Annotated in this window: 18 protein-coding genes and 5 pseudogenes; 8 read left to right on the top strand and 15 right to left on the bottom strand. The window is 34.4% G+C overall.

Annotated elements, in window-relative coordinates; genetic code table 11:
• Nucleotide 1 precedes the first annotated feature (1 nt).
• Complete coding sequence (locus J4P91_RS02630; protein ID WP_207992831.1) at nucleotides 2-673, top strand: GntR family transcriptional regulator; 672 nt, start codon at nucleotides 2-4, stop codon at nucleotides 671-673.
• A 61-nt stretch (nucleotides 674-734) separates the two neighbouring features.
• Here the strand turns inward: J4P91_RS02630 and fbpA are convergent, their stop codons facing one another.
• Complete coding sequence (gene fbpA / locus J4P91_RS02625; protein WP_017152373.1) at nucleotides 735-905, bottom strand: Fur-regulated basic protein FbpA; 171 nt, start codon at nucleotides 903-905, stop codon at nucleotides 735-737.
• A 192-nt stretch (nucleotides 906-1,097) separates the two neighbouring features.
• Nucleotides 1,098-1,517: pseudogene (locus J4P91_RS02620) on the bottom strand (cation diffusion facilitator family transporter); the annotation flags it as partial.
• 255 nt (nucleotides 1,518-1,772) lie between these two features.
• On the opposite strand from J4P91_RS02620, the gene J4P91_RS02615 reads away from it, so the two are divergent.
• Nucleotides 1,773-2,846: a WD40/YVTN/BNR-like repeat-containing protein gene (locus J4P91_RS02615; protein ID WP_207992829.1), complete on the top strand. Its 1,074-nt coding sequence runs from the start codon at nucleotides 1,773-1,775 to the stop codon at nucleotides 2,844-2,846.
• A 46-nt stretch (nucleotides 2,847-2,892) separates the two neighbouring features.
• Here the strand turns inward: J4P91_RS02615 and J4P91_RS02610 are convergent, their stop codons facing one another.
• Together J4P91_RS02610 and J4P91_RS02605 are read right to left on the bottom strand one after the other, a co-directional pair.
• Complete coding sequence (locus J4P91_RS02610; protein ID WP_207992828.1) at nucleotides 2,893-3,993, bottom strand: DUF4179 domain-containing protein; 1,101 nt, start codon at nucleotides 3,991-3,993, stop codon at nucleotides 2,893-2,895.
• The gene (locus J4P91_RS02605; protein ID WP_207992827.1) at nucleotides 3,990-4,556 is read right to left on the bottom strand and encodes a sigma-70 family RNA polymerase sigma factor; all 567 of its coding nucleotides are present in this window, start codon (nucleotides 4,554-4,556) and stop codon (nucleotides 3,990-3,992) included. Before J4P91_RS02605 ends, J4P91_RS02610 begins: the two co-directional genes overlap by 4 nt.
• A gap of 460 nt (nucleotides 4,557-5,016) precedes the next feature.
• Here J4P91_RS02605 and asnB point away from each other — a divergent pair, with 460 nt between their 5' ends.
• Nucleotides 5,017-6,840, top strand: a complete 1,824-nt coding sequence (gene asnB / locus J4P91_RS02600; RefSeq protein ID WP_207992826.1) for an asparagine synthase (glutamine-hydrolyzing) — start codon at nucleotides 5,017-5,019, stop codon at nucleotides 6,838-6,840.
• 51 nt (nucleotides 6,841-6,891) lie between these two features.
• Here asnB and J4P91_RS02595 read toward each other — a convergent pair whose 3' ends face one another.
• Nucleotides 6,892-7,686, bottom strand: a complete 795-nt coding sequence (locus tag J4P91_RS02595) for a PP2C family serine/threonine-protein phosphatase (RefSeq protein WP_207992825.1) — start codon at nucleotides 7,684-7,686, stop codon at nucleotides 6,892-6,894.
• A 159-nt stretch (nucleotides 7,687-7,845) separates the two neighbouring features.
• On the opposite strand from J4P91_RS02595, the gene J4P91_RS02590 reads away from it, so the two are divergent.
• The 3 genes from J4P91_RS02590 to J4P91_RS02580 are packed head-to-tail and all read left to right on the top strand — an operon-like array spanning nucleotide 7,846 to nucleotide 9,517.
• Nucleotides 7,846-8,256 (top strand): MarR family winged helix-turn-helix transcriptional regulator, encoded by a 411-nt coding sequence (locus J4P91_RS02590; RefSeq protein ID WP_207992824.1) that lies wholly within the window; start codon nucleotides 7,846-7,848, stop codon nucleotides 8,254-8,256.
• Nucleotides 8,240-8,569, top strand: coding sequence for a DUF3147 family protein (locus J4P91_RS02585; RefSeq protein WP_207992823.1), 330 nt, complete (start codon nucleotides 8,240-8,242; stop codon nucleotides 8,567-8,569). Before J4P91_RS02590 ends, J4P91_RS02585 begins: the two co-directional genes overlap by 17 nt.
• 12 nt (nucleotides 8,570-8,581) lie before the next feature.
• Nucleotides 8,582-9,517, top strand: coding sequence for an alpha/beta hydrolase (locus tag J4P91_RS02580; RefSeq protein WP_207992822.1), 936 nt, complete (start codon nucleotides 8,582-8,584; stop codon nucleotides 9,515-9,517).
• A 44-nt stretch (nucleotides 9,518-9,561) separates the two neighbouring features.
• Here J4P91_RS02580 and J4P91_RS02575 read toward each other — a convergent pair whose 3' ends face one another.
• From J4P91_RS02575 to J4P91_RS02545, 8 genes and pseudogenes are all read right to left on the bottom strand, one after another.
• Nucleotides 9,562-9,951, bottom strand: a complete 390-nt coding sequence (locus J4P91_RS02575; RefSeq protein WP_207992821.1) for a hypothetical protein — start codon at nucleotides 9,949-9,951, stop codon at nucleotides 9,562-9,564.
• An 87-nt stretch (nucleotides 9,952-10,038) separates the two neighbouring features.
• Nucleotides 10,039-10,611 carry a histidine phosphatase family protein gene (locus J4P91_RS02570; RefSeq protein WP_207992820.1) on the bottom strand — a complete coding sequence of 191 codons (573 nt, stop codon included), beginning with the start codon at nucleotides 10,609-10,611 and terminating at the stop codon, nucleotides 10,039-10,041.
• A 144-nt stretch (nucleotides 10,612-10,755) separates the two neighbouring features.
• A pseudogene (locus J4P91_RS28730) lies at nucleotides 10,756-10,884 on the bottom strand (serine hydrolase); the annotation flags it as partial.
• A 127-nt stretch (nucleotides 10,885-11,011) separates the two neighbouring features.
• Entirely contained in the window at nucleotides 11,012-11,665 is a 654-nt protein-coding gene (locus J4P91_RS02565; protein WP_207992818.1) for a cupin domain-containing protein, read from the bottom strand.
• 144 nt (nucleotides 11,666-11,809) lie between these two features.
• Nucleotides 11,810-11,971, bottom strand: coding sequence for a hypothetical protein (locus J4P91_RS02560; RefSeq protein ID WP_017152392.1), 162 nt, complete (start codon nucleotides 11,969-11,971; stop codon nucleotides 11,810-11,812).
• A gap of 179 nt (nucleotides 11,972-12,150) precedes the next feature.
• A pseudogene (locus J4P91_RS02555) lies at nucleotides 12,151-12,573 on the bottom strand (SDR family oxidoreductase); the annotation flags it as partial.
• A 62-nt stretch (nucleotides 12,574-12,635) separates the two neighbouring features.
• The gene (locus J4P91_RS02550) at nucleotides 12,636-13,163 is read right to left on the bottom strand and encodes a hypothetical protein (protein WP_207992816.1); all 528 of its coding nucleotides are present in this window, start codon (nucleotides 13,161-13,163) and stop codon (nucleotides 12,636-12,638) included.
• A gap of 174 nt (nucleotides 13,164-13,337) precedes the next feature.
• On the bottom strand, nucleotides 13,338-14,606 hold the full coding sequence (locus tag J4P91_RS02545) for an MFS transporter (protein WP_017152395.1): 1,269 nt from the start codon (nucleotides 14,604-14,606) through the stop codon (nucleotides 13,338-13,340).
• Between the two features lie 117 nt (nucleotides 14,607-14,723).
• Here J4P91_RS02545 and J4P91_RS02540 point away from each other — a divergent pair, with 117 nt between their 5' ends.
• Together J4P91_RS02540 and J4P91_RS02535 are read left to right on the top strand one after the other, a co-directional pair.
• Nucleotides 14,724-15,938: a helix-turn-helix domain-containing protein gene (locus J4P91_RS02540; protein ID WP_207992814.1), complete on the top strand. Its 1,215-nt coding sequence runs from the start codon at nucleotides 14,724-14,726 to the stop codon at nucleotides 15,936-15,938.
• A gap of 68 nt (nucleotides 15,939-16,006) precedes the next feature.
• A complete protein-coding gene (locus J4P91_RS02535) occupies nucleotides 16,007-16,186 on the top strand; it encodes an H-type small acid-soluble spore protein (protein ID WP_017152400.1) in 180 nt (59 codons plus the stop codon).
• On the opposite strand, the pseudogene J4P91_RS02530 reads toward J4P91_RS02535, so the two are convergent.
• Nucleotides 16,172-16,618: pseudogene (locus J4P91_RS02530) on the bottom strand (MMPL family transporter); the annotation flags it as partial. The gene J4P91_RS02535 and the pseudogene J4P91_RS02530 sit on opposite strands and share 15 nt — an antisense overlap.
• 498 nt (nucleotides 16,619-17,116) lie before the next feature.
• Nucleotides 17,117-17,233, bottom strand: a pseudogene (locus J4P91_RS29885) (Rpn family recombination-promoting nuclease/putative transposase); the annotation flags it as partial.
• Between the last annotated feature and the right edge of the window lie 59 nt (nucleotides 17,234-17,292).

Raw genomic sequence — 17,292 nt, 5'->3', positions numbered from 1 at the left:
CATGCCTATTCCTCAAAACTACCGAAAGCAAGAAAGAGTATCCGCTAAGTCACTCGTGTTAAATCAATTACAAGATTGGATTATTGAAGGTGTTTTGCAACCTGATGAAAAAATTAATGATGGGGAGCTAGCTGAAGCTTTAGGTGTGAGCAGAACACCCGTTAGAGAAGCGCTTCAAGTGTTAGAACTTTCAGGACTAGTCGAGATGATTCCAGGACAAAAAACAAAAATTGCTCCTATAAAATTAGAAGATGTATCTGTCATTTATGAAACAATTGCTGGTCTTCATACCATTATTGGAAAACAAGCGATTCATCAAATAATAGAAGATGACCTGATAAGACTTTCTGAAATAAACGAAGCATTTCAAAATGCCATAGATGAAAAAAATTCAAAACAAGCATTACACTTAGATATACAATTTCATAATACAATCGTAGCAATCGCTAAAAATACATATATCGAACCTTTCTTAGCAAACATTCAGCTTCATGTATTACGTCTCGAATACCTTTTTTTCCAAAACTTTATTCCTGCACGTCAATCTATTGAAGAGCACAATTTAATCATTGAGGCATTAAAAAACCAGGATGCAGCGCAAATAGAACAAATCATGTCTCAAAACTGGTTACGACCAATGAAAGAAATACAAAAAATAATCTCTATGAAATAATGAAAAGAGCCGTTTACGTTTTCTACAACGTAAACAGCTCTTTACTTACAATTCTATATGACTATGCACGAATATCGGCATATTTCTCAATGTCCCTATACTCTTTTTCTAGTTCCTCTAAGGAAAGCTCGTATAATTGTCGGTCGAGAACTTTAAACACACCTGCCCCAATTAACTGATCAATTAACTGCCTCTTACGATTTTCAACAGCAAAACGGAGTTGACTACTCATCTTTTAAAAAACTCCTTTCTACAATAATTGAAAATGATAATCTCTATCAATTACCACTTTGATTGTAAAAGATGATGTTTTAGAAGTAAAGTAATGTGATGAAATATTTACCTTACAAACTGTTTGTGGCCACATTATATATATGTATGTTTCCTAAGATTGTTTATGACACTTTTTATCATCTTTTTTCTTTCATACTTTGCAAAGTAGTTCTTTATGGATAGATTCTACTTCTACTTGGATCGTAACATGATCTGCATGAAACCTTCCCTTCAACAAACACGTGGCTTCTACTAATACACCTTGTGTCTCCTCACCTTTTTCTATCACAAGATGACACATTAAAACTTGAAAATCCGATGTAACCGACCATATGTGTAAGTCATGTACCTCTTTTACAATTGCAATGTTTAATAATGTATCTTTCACTTGTTTTACATCAATACGTTGTGTCGTACCTTCCATCAATACATGAACGGTATCACGCGTTACACGCCAGCCACTTATAATGACTAATATAGAAACGAGTATACTTGCAATTGGATCGGCAGCCGTCCAGCCAAAAAATTTAATAAGTAACGCAGCAATAATTCCCCCCAATAACCTCAGCAATCATTAACTCTTTTTTATTTTGTGAATGTCCCATATAGATCCCCTTCAAAAATAATTACTGCATTCTATTATGTTACAAACCTTACCAATTTATCCCGCATTAACGGGCAGTCCTATCCCACGATCCATCCCTTCACTCATACACCTTTCGTTATACCTAGCACCAGTTCCTTTTTTCTCAACAAAAAACAAGACTACTTCTTTTTCTTTCTCATATTGTTTAATACTGTAAAAAATTAAAAGGAGGCTATAAAATTGAAGCGATTATTCCTTTGTATGGAACGTGAACTTATTGTTGCGGAAGAGAGAAATCAAGAGTTTCAAGTTCAATATCACTTACAGAATATGCAGCCTACTTGTATTGCGGTTGATTCATTCCAACCCAATCGCATATATTGCGGTACCTTTGGACGAGGACTATGGGTAAGCGATGATAGAGGTGATTCTTGGAGACCAATTGGAGATTCTTACCGTTACTTTGACTTCCCTAAAGAAGATGGTATTTTACATTCTTCAATTACTTCTATTACTATAAGCCCTATTAAACAAGTTAACGGCTATGGCGTCGTTTATGTAGGCACGGAACCTAGCGCTTTGTTTTACTCAGAAAATGGCGGTGAAACATGGAAGGAATGTAAAAATATGAAATCATTACTTTCTTCATACACATGGGCATTCCCACCACGACCTTTTACGCATCATGTTCGCTGGATTACAGTTGATCCAAATAACCAAAATAATCTCCACGTATCAATTGAAGCAGGGGCTGTCATTCAAAGTAAAGATAATGGACAAACATGGGAAGATAAAAAATTTGGGGCTCCTATCGACGCCCATCAAATTCTTATGCATCCACAGGCTCCTAATCGCCTTTATGCGTCATGCGGTGATGGATTTATGAGTGGACCCGATCGTGCATACCTTGAAAGTTATAATGGGGGAAACAATTGGACCTCATGTAGCGAAGGCTTAGAACATCACTATTTATACAGTATGGCCATCGATCCTACTGATTGTGATACCATCCTTGTCTCTGCTGCACCAAGTGCTGACTTAGCTCACCACCGTATACCTTATGAATCTTATATTTACCGAAAAACGAAGGATACCCCCTTCCAACAAGTACATCACGGGTTACCATCCGCAATTGGTACAGTCATCTCTATGCTTGCAACAAACCCGGCAGAACCTCATACATTTTATACTTTAAATAATAATGGCGTATTCCAATCTTTAGATAGCGGACAAACTTGGGAGCAATTACAGATTCCATGGAAGGAAGAATATAAAACACAACATCCACATGCTTTACTGATTACTACTTCTTAATAAAAAGAAAAGGACTGTCTATTTATCAAGACAGTCCTTTCGTCTTTTACTTTTTCAAATCAATTACGATATCATCTAACACAATATCTTTACTTTTTGCTTCTTTTTTAGGTACCTCAATTTTCTTCTCTTTTCCACCGCTCATTTCTACCCCGCCATGATTTTCAGGGGTATGAATTCGTAAGTTAACACGAGGAGTGATAATAAGTTTCGTTGCATTTTCATTGAGCTTTTGAAATGTATCACTCCAATGAATATTGTAAGAATCCTTACCTGATCCACCATTTCCTTCTCCAGAATAATGATTACCTAAATCATCTTTAACTTCCAACTCAACATCTACAGCATCCCATTCCTTCCTTGTATTTTTAGAAACTTCTTGATTGTAATAAAGAATAAACGATATCGGTGACACTGCCACCTTTTCCATATTTACTTTTACGCCTTCTTTTTCAGAACTTCCATTAATTGTTCTTTCTTTACTATCCATTGCCTTTACAGTAAGAGCAAAATTCCAATTCCCTTTTATTTCTTTCTTTTTATCCGGTGTTTCTATTTTGTCTATATTCCATCTAAGGTTTATTTTGTCTCCTTTATTACTGTCATGATGTGTCGTTGTCACCATACCTACATACTTTTTATCTGCAACTTTAGAAATTTGAGAACTTCCTGTTCCTCCATCAGACTCCATTATATGTAACCCACCTAATAAAATTGGATCATCTCCTAAATCTTGCTCACTTTCCATTGAATATGTTATTGATACAGTTCGCCCATCAGAAATTACATCATTAATCGTGATTTTAACCCCATTACTTTCCCTCGTCATATTTAACTCCGTAGAAAACTCTTTATAATTTTCATAAAGTCCCGTTCTACCATTATCTAAAAATCGAAAAATATCCCCTACTATTGGAAGACTGCCAGCGTAAGTAGGAAACCCTATCCCAAGTGTTGCGACTGATAACCCTACTAAAACGGATGCAGCAGCAGTCCTCTTTTTCCAGTTTCTTGTCTTTTTCTTTTTATGGATAGCTTGTTTCAAATTACGTTTCACTTTTTCCTTTTCAAATTCAGAGGCTTCCATTTCCTCAAATTCTTTTTCATCTATTTCAATACCATTAAATAACTCATAAATATCTTTCATATTACACTACCCCCAAAACTAATATTCGTAGCATTTTGTTGTAGTTTCTTTTTCCCACGATAAATTCGATTATCTATTGCTGCCCGAGTTAAACCTAATTTTTCTCCTATCTCCTCTGTCTTTAAACCAAGAAGATACTTCATAATGAACACCTTTTGGTCTACAGGATCTAACTGGTTAATAAGTTTTATCAATCCTTCTCTCTCTTCCATAACGATTAATTCATCTTCTACCGACTTTTCTGTTCTTAAGTTGAATTCATCTGAAATAATTTCTACTTTTTTACTAGCTTTTCGGTAGTAATCAATTGCTTTAAATTTAGCAATCGCTGCAATCCATTTCTTAAAGTCTTCTGGATTACCATGAAACTTATTCGCGTTATTCCAAACTGAAAGAAAAACATCATTGATACATTCTTCTATAAGCCCATCGTTTTTAAGCGGAATGAGAACTTTATGTGTTATTCCCTTTATTAATGGCAAATATGTATCGACAATAAACTCTAGCGCATCTTCTTTTTGCCGCTGCAGCCTTTTTATAAAATTTTTCTCATTTGATTTCATTTCACAATTCCCCTTATTTTTTTGTAAAAGCTTTTACACCTTATATAACGTACTGGAAAAATTTTTCTCTCATATTTCCAATTATTTTACAAAGTGAAATTTCCATTAGAATAAAAACTTAATCTATTCAATGGCATACCTTTCATTGTTACTCGTATATTTATCCCGCATTAACGGGCAGTAAGACCCCACCTCAAAGTTCAGCGAAAGCAAAGAAGTTAGGTGGTGCCCATAAAAGCCCGATTCATTCAACTAATAATCAGTGGGGGATGAAGAAAACCCCCACTGATTAAACTTTCACTTTACCTGATGCAAATATTCATGAAAGAGAAAATTTTCTCTAGTCTACATTTTATTTCACATAGTATACTATTTATATAGTTACCTTTTACCTAGCTATACATTTTACTTAATTAATCTATCATTATTTTACAATTTTAATGTAGGAGATGAGATGTATATGTGTGGAATTACAGGTTGGGTAGATTGGCAAGAAGATCTTTCAAATCAACATAATATTTTAGAAGCTATGGCGAAAAGTATTGAACATCGTGGTCCTGATGCGCAAGGTTTTTGGTTTTCACCACGGGCTGCATTTGCACATCGCCGATTAATTGTAATTGATCCAAAAGGCGGAGCACAGCCGAAAACATTTAAAGCTGATGATGATACGTATGCCATTACATACAATGGGGAGATTTATAATTTCCGTGAGCTGAGAGAACTATTACAACAGCGTGGTCATACATTTGAGACGCATTCAGACACAGAAGTATTATTGCATGCTTATTTAGAATGGCGAGAAAATTGTGTACAACATTTAAATGGAATCTTTGCATTTGCAATATGGGATGGTCACAAACAACAGCTCTTTCTAGCAAGAGATCATTTAGGTGTCAAACCCCTCTTTTATACAGAACGCACTAACAGTATTATTTTTGGATCTGAGATTAAAGCACTATTGGCTCATCCATCTGTCCCTGCTGAAATTGATACAGATGGGATTAATGAAATATTTGGATTAGGGCTATTTCGAACTCCAGGATGCGGTGTATTTAAACATATAAAAGAAGTACGTGCTGGACATTATATAACATTCACTCGGGATAAAAAAGAAATAAAAAAATATTGGAATTTGGACAGTAAACATCATACAGACACTCCAGAGCAGACAGCTTCACATATTCTGTCCATCTTGCAAGATACAGTAAAAAGACAATTAATTGCCGATGTTCCCCTCGTTTGTATGTTGTCAGGAGGATTAGACTCCAGTGGCATTACTGCTCTAGCAGGTAAAGAATTTGAGCAAGACAACAAAACTTTACACACATATTCAATTGATTTTGTAAACAGCGCCAAAGATTTTGAACTAACATTTGCACGTACTGGTTTGGATGCTCCTTGGGTAAAACGCGTATCCAAGCATGTGGGGACAGCTCATCACAATATTATTGTAAATGCAGAAGAATTAGCAAATCATTTATTCGTTCCGCTTCATGCAAAAGATTTGCCAAGTGCTGGTGAAATGGAAACTTCACTATATTTACTATTTCGTGAAATGAAAAAGGACGCAACCGTTGCTCTATCTGGTGAATCCGCTGATGAAGTATTTGGCGGATATCCTTGGTTCCATCAAGAAGAGCTTTTATATGTAAATCAATTCCCATGGTTAACAAATTGGAAAAATACATCCTCCATATTATTGGATGAGGTTAAACAACAGTGCAATCCTGAGCATTACATAAATGAGCGATTCCAAGAAGCCATTCTTGAAGTTCCAATCCTTCAAAGAGAAAGTAAAAAAGAAGAAAAACAACGCCAAATGTTTTATTTATTTTTAACAAGATTTCTTCCTTTCTTACTCGATCGAAAAGATCGCATGAGTATGGCCGTTGGTTTTGAAGTCCGCGTCCCATTTTGTGATTATCGACTTGTAGAATATTTATGGAACGTCCCTTTTGATATTAAAAGTATTGATAATATTGAAAAAGGTATTTTACGTAGAGCATTGCAAAGTGCATTACCTGATGATGTCCGAAACAGAAGAAAAAGCGCCTATCCAACTTCACAAGACCCACACTATTTACAATCCATTCGCAATTTGACACTTGATATGTGTAGCAATAAAAACAATCCAATATTCTCACTCATCAACCATTCCGCATTGCTTGCAATCGCTAATAAAACAAACAAAGAAATTGATGATTTTGGGGCGAGAAGTGCAATGGAATATATGTTACAAACTAATGAATGGTTAAAAAACTATCACATTCATGTTAGCTAAAAAGAAAGGGAGTTCAGAACATATATGTTCTGAGCTCCCTTTCTTTTTGTATTAATTTGCACGCTTTTTATCTTCTGTATCAATAGACCACCCAATAATAGTAGCGCAGTCTCTTCCTTTCCATTCAAGCACATTGGCTAATACAGGCTCAATTTTCAGGAAATCTCCATCATGTAATGTCTCAAATAAAGACTGATCATCCTCAAACATTCGCTTATCACACTCTAAAATTCCGTCTGTGGCCATAACAATATGATTCATTCCACGTTCTAACCCGCGAACACCTGAAGTAAAGCAGGGTGTATTCGCCGCAAAAACATTTTTTCTCCCAATACATTCATAGTATTTCTGCTGATTTAGTCTCCCTTTTCCACTCTTTCCTCGTTCAGGATGAAATAAATAAGCAAAACAATCACCAACTGATAACCAATATAAGAACTCACCTTTTCGTAAACAAATTAAACACGCAAGTTCTTCATTCTCTTGTTCACATTTCTCAATAAACAACTCATCTGTAAACAATGCTAATAAATACATATGTGTATGATGAAACGCTAGATGAATGGGATATGAGAATAATTCTTGTAATTTCTCTTTTCTTTCAGAAATTGCTTCTATTATATAATGTATATTTTTCGTTTTATGATGAGCATCAAAGATCATAACAAATTCAAATTCTAATTGTGGGTCCCACCAAGCTAGTACTGCATCTCCTCTTTCATATGCATCACTCTCTTGATTCCCACCATATACGCCAACTGAAAGAGGACCACATTTTTCAACATGTATTTGGTCTAAATACATCTTTTCATGACTAATCCATTTAAATGTATGCACTTCAATCATCCTCTCTCTTGCTATTTGTATGCCTTTACACTAAGAGTACCTTATATTTTAAGAAAAATAAACTTTTTCAATATTTTTATACGAAATAGAAGGGATTTCAATCTAACTAAACGAATATATCGTATTATAAGATATAAATATGAATGGAGGAACTTAACTATGAAGAACATCAATACAAATTGGGAAACAATTTATTATCATTTAAGGTATGAATACGATGACAATCTTTCCCACCAAGCAGTTCGGATTCTACAAATCATTTCTCGAGAAGAGGAAACTACAATTGGAAAGCTTGCTTCTGAATTAACCCTATCTCATAATACAGCATCCGAACATATAAAACGCCTTATTCAAAAAGGGTTCGTTATGAAGGAGCGAAATAAACAAGATGAACGAGTCGTTAATCTAACATTAACTACAGAAGGTAAGAAAGCTTTAGCAAAACATACATTATTAGACGAAGAAAAATTAAAGATATTAGAAGCTCAGCTTTCAGAAGAAGAACTACAATTCATTCAAAAAGCATTTTCCTTATTAGCAAAGGAGGCAAAATATGCATTTCCTCGTTAAGGTTATCGTCTCCGCCCTCATCATCGGCGGTGTAACTGAGTTTGCTAAACATTATAGTACAGTTGGTGGATTTATCGCTGCTCTTCCACTTATCAGTTTGCTTAGCTTGTTTTGGATTTCTGTTGAAGGTGGGAGTAAACAAGACTTAAGTCAATTTGCTTTAGGGGTCTTATATGGATTTCCTGCATCAGCACTGCTATTATTTATCGTCTATATTGGATTAAAGAATTCCTTTTCGCTAAGTACATCTGTACTATTCGGTATAGGCATTTGGTGTATCGCATTCGCTTGTCAAAAAATATTTCAGTTCTAGAGGAGGATTACTATGAGCAATTTTATAGAAATTCTGGGAAGGAAAATGGAAGTTTACATAAAGGGCACTGGTTCTCAGACAATAGTCATTCAAACAGGAATGGGCTGTTCTTTTTATGATTGGATACCAATTACAGAAAAGCTTACTTCGAATTATAAAGTTGTTCTATTTCATCGTCCCGGTTATGGACAAAGTGAGCTCGGCGATGAGGCACGTACAACACTACAAGTGACTAAAGAGCTACACGAATTATTACATGTGTTAGATATTAGACAACCGATTATTTTAGTTGGTCATTCTTATGGAGGATTATGTGCGCAGCAGTTTGCTATGTTGCATTCTAATCAGTTAAAAGCTGTTGTTCTTATCGATTCTACTTCTATGAACTTACATCGATTAGATAATCTTGATTTACCTATCTCAGATAAAACAGATTCAGATGATATATGGCTCCAAAAATATAGGAGTTATTCCAGTATGGATTCAGACTCACTTCATGCAGAACTACAATCTATATTAATAAATCAATATGGTCACTTATCATCACGTAAACAAAAACAATATGTGGATTTCTCTACCTCACCATTATTATATAAAGCTACTGCTTCTGAACTTTCAGAGTGGAAAACTTGTGCAAAAAGAATGAAACGACTTGAAGTAACATTAAAAACTCCATTTGTTATCATCGGGAGGGATCCAAATTACTCCATCAAGCAAATGATTCAAGGTGAAATGCCTTATGAAGAAGCTACAAAGCTTGAAGAAGTTTGGCAAGAACTTATTCAAGAGCAACTTATGCTCTCCCAAAATAGCAGATATATCCTCGCCCAAAATGCTAGCCATGGAATCGAAAGTGATCGCCCTGATATCATAATTGATGCAATTCATTCCTTACAAGATGGTGACGTACATGACGTTAGAAACAATGAAAATTCCAGAGCTAAGTAAACATACAAAAAAAGAAAGCAGCCTTCACTGCTTTCCCTTTTCATCTATTCATAATCTTCCTCGTCTTCATCACCATCATAATACGAGTTTCCATTATTCACATATATAGGTCCGTTGGCAACATCAACACGAAGCACCCATGCCCAAGGTACAGCTAAGCGTTTATGTAACGCACGCCAAAATCTCATTGACTTTCTTTCATACTCCTGGAACTCCTGAAGTATATCTTTGTAGGAGGAACCGTCTAACTGAACATTTGCTTCTAGTAAACGAGAATAGGCATAGTGTTGTAATTCTAGTTCGGCAGCAACTTCCATCTCTTCTGGTGTTGCCATACCAATAATTGTTCCATCAGGTGGTACAATTTCATATACGTTTTGAACTTCAATGAGCCCTTCTGGATGATCTACTAACCCCTTCTCTTTCTCAAACATGTAAACAGCCTCCTTTATCACATTTTTTATGGTACAAAAGCATACTTCTCTAACGAATCTATTCTTTCCTGCTTTCTCGATAAAATTTTACAAATTATTCACAAGATGACTTGTTTCTATCCTTACAGCCGAAATTAATTTTTCTTCATTAAAGGTTAAATTATATATATCAGGCATTTCAAGTTCTTTCCAAAAGTGAAGATCATATTTAGAATCAAAATAATTCATAATGAGCACCATAATATTCCCATGAGTTCCTATTACAATATTTTTTCCTTCATGCTGTTTTAATATACTTTGGATACATGTAACACCACGCTTTTGTGCTACATTATTCGATTCCCCGCCCTCAAAAGAGAATACTGGATTCCCCCACACTTTCATAATTGCTTCCTCAAAATCTTCTACTGGTTCTTTACTTAGTAGTCTTTCACGCAAATCTTCTTCAATTTGCACTGGTAATTCAAATTGATCTGCAACTCCTTGAATCGTTTGGGTCGCCCGCTTATATGGACTAGAAATTACAACATCAATTTTTTCTCCCTTTAATAAATCTGTCACGGTTTGCGCATCATTCCGGCCTTTTTCAGATAATGGACGTTCTCTTTCTTCTGGTGTATATGTAGAATGAGCGTGACGGATAAAATATATGTGAGTCATGAAACCCCTCCTTCTATCCCCTCTACTATTCAATTGGTTCTATTAGAGATTAACTAATTCCTTTTAAGATTTTTCCATATATAATAAACAAAAGGCACTTCATGAAAAAAAGCACCTTTTTGTTTACATAATAAAATTATTTTGTTATAACTTTTTTCTGAATTCTTCGCTCGTTACTACGTTTCGAATGAAATAATCTATATTATTTTCAAGTTTTTTAAACTCTATCGAATTTAAGTCGTTAGACATAAAAACAATTTCAATCTTATTTCCTCCCCTAATGAAATACCAATCATCATTATATCTATTTTATAAAATATAGAAGAAGTTTTTATTTAAAGAAAAAATCCAGTAACCAATTCTATACAAGTAGAGTAGCCCTATTCAAATTGAACAAAGGCTACTCTACTTCACACGAAGTTACCTCTCCATTTAGTATAACCACTATATCGGACCGCTGTTCATCCATAGGACGCTTTAAATTAGGTGGCCCAATCACAACAGATTCTTTAATAGGTGCAAGATCCTTAGCTAAATGTTCAGCATTAACACCGTAAGCGACTTGGAATACTTCTGGTGGCGTCATTCTAAGTACATCTGATCCTTCAGCAGTTTCAAATTGATCATTGTTAAAAAATAGATGTAACTGGACTTCTTCCGTTACAGCGGTAATCCAGTGCCACCAGCCCATTGGAATGAAGACGGTTTGCCCAGCTTTTGCTCGATAATTTTGTAGCTGATTCGTTTCTGGATTTAAAATAGATGTAACTGCTTCACCTGAAACGACTACATCTAATTCCCAAGCATTTGGATGCCAGTGCGGTTCCCTCATATGACCTTTTGTCATATAAAGATCAACAAATGCCCCACCAATCATGGCTGGTAACTGGGTTGAAGTCACTTCATATGCAACGTTTTTATCATCTCTTTTAAAAAATACATTTTCCCGTGAGTCAAAGAAAAGATTTGGTGTCCCAGAACTTTTCTTTAAATTTTTATTATCTGGAACATATCCTGAATTTACCATTCGATCCCTCTTTTCTATTCCCAACATTTCATAATTAACATTGTATCGTATGGAAGAAATGAAACTGATGTGCCTATCTACTATCATTTTTACATAACAAAAAAACATGCTCCAAGACGCTAGCATGTTTTGTGATATTCTTCACATTATTTAGGTAAAAAGAAAACCTTATTACTTACTGTGATGTAACATTAAATCATTAAATTCTTCTTCAATATGATTTAACTTCGCAATCCCTTCTTTCCATTTGTGGATATAACGTGATACTCCAACAACAAATAAAGTGACAATAGTAGAAAGAATAATACCATATACAACAGCTACAGTATTCATAAGTTACACTTCCTTGTAATAAGTTATGATTTTATTATAATCCTTTTTCTTATGAAATGTCGGAAATTCAAGTTTTTGTAACAAAATTAAATTTTCTAATTATATTAAAAAATATTTTCTACACAAGCTTTAGTAGGAGAAGACTTTACTGATAACAAGGTTTCTCCTCTATTTAAATATTATTTTACACCAACAGAAACGGTTTCCGGCAACGTACTTCCTCCATCAATTACAATGTGTGTGCCTGTTATGTAACTTGATTCGTCAGATGCAAGAAAACCAGCTAACTGTCCTACCTCTTCAATTCTTCCTAAACGTCCTAGCGGAACACCTGAAGCGATGCCATCGATAACAGTATTTAGCTCATTTGCAATTTGCTCTGCCATTGGCGTCATAATATAACCTGGGCAAATCGCATTCACAGTAATATGATGCTTGGCTACTTCACGTGCTAGTGCTTTTGTAAATCCCCAAATAGCGGCCTTTGTTGTCGCATAAGCTGTTTCTCCTTCATCTGCAACTAGCGTCCCTGTTACAGATGACATATTCATGATTTTTCCGTAATTTTTCTCAATCATGTATGGCAGAAATTTGTCAAAAAACGTTCAAAAAGAAAAGCCGTCGTAACAAACGACAGCTCATACATCACTTTTCAATTATTATTTTATTGATTTTTCTTCGCTTCTATTTTTTCTTTTGCACTTTCAGCTTTATCCAATACTTCTCCGATTTTTTGCTGTTTTTCCTTTGCTTCATCAATGCTATCTACAGCTTTGATTACTTTATCAATGCCTTCTTCGTCCACTTTTCTCTGTTTCGTAACTCTTTCCTTTTCTTTTTCCTCAATATCTTTCGCCTTCTGAAGCATATTTTCTGCATTTGACTTTACAGCTTTCTCAAGAGAAGCATCCTTTTTCTTTTGTAATACTTGATCTGCATCGTCTTTTGCTTCTAAATATTTACCATCTTTTAACGCCGATGCACCGTGGTCCATCAGCTTGGCAACTTCCTTATAGGATTTTGTTTCTTCCGTAAATTTTTCCTCTTCAGCCTTTTCAAACCACATAACTGCATCACTATATTTTTCATCTTTTAATGCTTGCATACCTGTTTCAACTTGGATATCGTAATTACTGCTACATCCAGCCATTAGAAAAAACAAACAAAGCATAACAAAACTTATTTTTCTCATGATGTTTTTCTCCTCTTTCTTTGTTACACATCTTATCTCATATTATCGAATTTCATTCTCTGCATACTTTATTAAATGTAACACAGCTAAAAAATACTTTCAAAAAGAAAAAATCATCCAGTAAATAAAACTGGATGATATGTGCTTACATATAAATATAGTTAATTCTATAATTCAAGCTGAAACATCTGCTTGTTTTTTCATTCCCGACTGCTTCATTCCTAATAGTACAACTAAAAGTAGCCCAACACCTAACGTTAACATTACGATACTAGTTGGAAGCATATCTAATAAAAATCCATACAAAATCATTCCAAGCGGAGCAATTGCTGTAGCAATAGTTTCGAGAAGACCAAAAACACGCCCTAAATATCCTGGATCTGTTGTTTTTTGAATATGTACTTGCATTGGAATATTTACTGCTATCATTGATATACCGCTAAGAAGCATGAAAACAATATAATAAATAAAACTCGCTACCTTTGGAATCGTAACGATTAGCGGAAAGACGGTACATAAACTTAAACTTGCAAATAAAAACAAGCTAATATAAATAGCTCGAAACGGATTATTTATTTCCTTACGAACAGATAAAACAACCGCACCAATTAACATCCCAACCGCTAACATACCTTCTACAGTGCCAAGTTGCCTAGAAGTTAAATGTAAGTTTTGCACAATAATATAGGGAAGTGCAACAAAAAGTGCGCTAGAAAAAAAGTTTATCCAAAGAGCAACTTTCATAAGTCCATATATTTCATGTTGCCGTTTCACATATAAAAATCCCTCTTTTATACTCGTTAAAAAATGCCCCTTATCTTCTTCCACTTCTTTTTTATACAGATCAAATACGATAAATAATTGTACAATGGCCGCTAAGAAAAATGTAATACCATTTAAAAGAAAAAAAGATGTAATGGAAAATAACCCAAATATTATCCCACCAATTATCGGTGCTAAAATTCTCGATAATGAATCGGCCGTCTGGTTTAAAGCACTCGCTTTTTGAATACGTTCTACGTCTACTAAACTTGGAACAGAAGAAGTAAATGAAACAGAATAGAAACTCGCATAAATTGATAATAATGCTGCCGAAATATAAATAAATAGAAGTGATGCTCCAAATACAGTAGAAAGAATAAACATTGTAATCATTGTCAAACTACTTAATAAGTCCATACCAATAATAAGCCATCGTCGATTCACACGATCCGCTACCGCCCCAGCGATTGGACCACATACTACCCTTGGAATAGAGCCGCAAATAAGTGTAATCGCAAAACCTACTCCTGATCCTGTTGTTTTTAAAACATATAACCCCATTGCAAACGTATAAATGCCTGCTCCTAATAAAGAACTCACTTTTCCAATCATCATCAAAATGATATTTCTTGTTGCAATTTTAAGCCTTGGATCATTTTGACTTATACTTGCGTCAGTCATTATGTCACTCTCCCCTCAAAAGTTAAATTGTGTTAAACTTATTATATAATTACTTTTCAAATTTTGACAACAAAAAGTTTAATTGTATTTAACTTTTTGCAATAAAGGAGCAACTATATGGCTACTCTTGGTGAAAAAATTAAAGCATTGCGAAAAGAAAAGCGTCTTACGCAAACAGAATTAGCTGGCTCAGAGCTAACGAAAAGTATGCTGAGTCAAATTGAAAATGGGAAAGCAACTCCTTCCATGAAGACATTACAATATCTTGCTAGTAAGCTTGAATGTGAAGCAAGCTTTTTACTAGAGGAAGACAACGAAGAGGTGACAAAGCTTATTCCAAAGATGGAGCAAGCTATAAAAAATAATCAATTTGAAGAAGTGTATCGTACACTATTACCTATTGTTCAAAAAGAACTGCCACCTACTTTAAGTACAGCTCGTTTATATAAACAATTTATAAGTGTTGCATTTAACATGAAAGATTACAACATACATTCTTATATCGAAAAAGCCGTAGCGATTTTTCAAAAATATACTTTATATCGTGAAAGTACACAAACCAGTTTAAAGCTTTGCTATGTATTATTTATCGATAAAAAATATGAAGAATGCTTAGAACTTCTTGTATCTATTCGAAAAGAATATGAAGCAAAACAATTAGAAATGGACCTTATTATACAAATAGAACTTTTCTTATGTGAAGCGGTTGTTTTACTCGCATATGGTGATTATGAGGGATGCGAAGAAATTATCTTACAAGCTCTCGACTTCTCAAAAGAAAATCAAGTGTATTATAAAACAGACGAATTTTATCGAATTCTCTCTTACCAAAAGGTAATAGTAGCGGATGAAAATAAATATCTACACTATATAAAAAAATCCGAACAATTTGCCGTTTTCACAGAGAATATTTTATCTCTTGCTATTGTAGACATATTAAAAGCTTATTATTATAACACTATCACAAATGAATATACGTTAGCCTTACAACATCTGGAATTATTTAAGCAAAAACTCCAAGATGAACAACTCTTTCAAGAAGACGGGGCGTATTACGTAGAAAAGGGAAAAGCTTTATACGGCCTCAAACGATACGAAGATGCATTAGAAGCATTAGAACAAGCAACAATCCCAGATTACATGTTCCATCCACTAGATCAAGCATGGATTATAACTGGAGGAGCTTATCGTGCTCTTTGTTATATGGAACTTCAAAATAAACAAAAAGCGCTTCATGAAGCAACAGAAGCCTTTCATGCTATACAAGAATTTCCTGATTCGACATTTACTGTGTTTATTAAAGAAACATTACAAATAATACAAAAATTTTAAATCTATCTCAAAATGGTATATTATTCCTCTTTTTTAGCAAAAATAATAAAGATGGGAGGAATGTAAGAATGAATGTACAACGCGCAAAAGAAATTTCCGAGTCATCAGAACAAGCACATGTCAGTTTTCAAGGTATGCCTGTTATGATCCAACATGTTGATGAAAATAATGGGACCGCACGCATATACGATGCAACGAATCCAGATCGTGAATTAACAGTTCCAGTCAATAGCCTAGAGGAAATATAAGAAATCCCACTTCAGTTTTATTTGAAGTGGGATTTTTCTTATTTTTGTTTCGTTCCATATGAAATGCCACCAGTTTGCTTTTCCAAATATTTTTATCATCACCGATAGAAATAATGTCAACATCATAAAGGCATAAAGCAGTAAACCACATAATATTACAGTTGTTACTTCTAACATCGTTAATAACCTGATGGATATAATGCAGCAAATATTCCGCTTAAAATAATTACCGCTGATACGATAACCGTTCCCATATTTCGCATTGCTGTAATCATCGCTTCACATACCGATAGGATCTCGAAACTCATTAAAACGTGACATTAAGAAAATACGGTAGTCTCCACCGAAAGCAGTAAATGTAACAAATGAGAAAAACAGTACTGCCCAGCTGATTGCAGAATAACCAAGAAGCTTTACAAAAACAAACTCTGTAAATCCTTATTCATTTTTTTAATAATGCTTCAGCATACCGAGCTGAATAATTATCAAGAAATTTCATTTCCCCTTTCTCTCTCACTAAACGATTCATATCAGCAGCTGATACCGTTAGTACTGCTGCAACGAAAATCCAGAAAACAAAAATGAACCATTTTCATTCTTTATTCTCTTTCATCACTTTTGGTGTCACTCTTTTCTCCCCCTGTTTTAAATAAATAAAAAACGAGAGTGTTCTCGTTTTTTATTTAAGGGGTACCACCTCATCGCTATCAAGCTAAGGTTTTGAATTATCCTATAACGAAAACTTTATGCATCGTTGACACAACATGCTTATTGTATTTTCTTCACGATGAATTCTTTTAAACTGTGTTAGTTAATTTAAAGATAATTAAGAAAGCCACTCCATCAATTTTACTCATCCTTTTCTTTACTATGTGTAGAAGGATTTCTCCAAACATAAAAAACATTACACCACAAAAACTAATATAAGAATCATCCCCTAAGTATTATACATTCTATTTCTTCTGCTCTTAAATTACTTGTTTTTACTAATGTTTCAATTAGTACACCCAGTTCATGCATACCCTTAATCATTTGGATTTTCCCCTTAATTCATAGGCTTAAATGAAAGAATTATTTTAACTTATACATTCCTTTTTGTTCACTAG

The sequence above is a fragment of the Bacillus sp. XF8 genome, from assembly GCF_017498755.1.
GTDB lineage: Bacteria > Bacillota > Bacilli > Bacillales > Bacillaceae_G > Bacillus_A > Bacillus_A bingmayongensis.
Note: the sequence above shows the minus strand (reverse complement) of the source record. Positions and strands in the feature narration are given on the sequence as shown.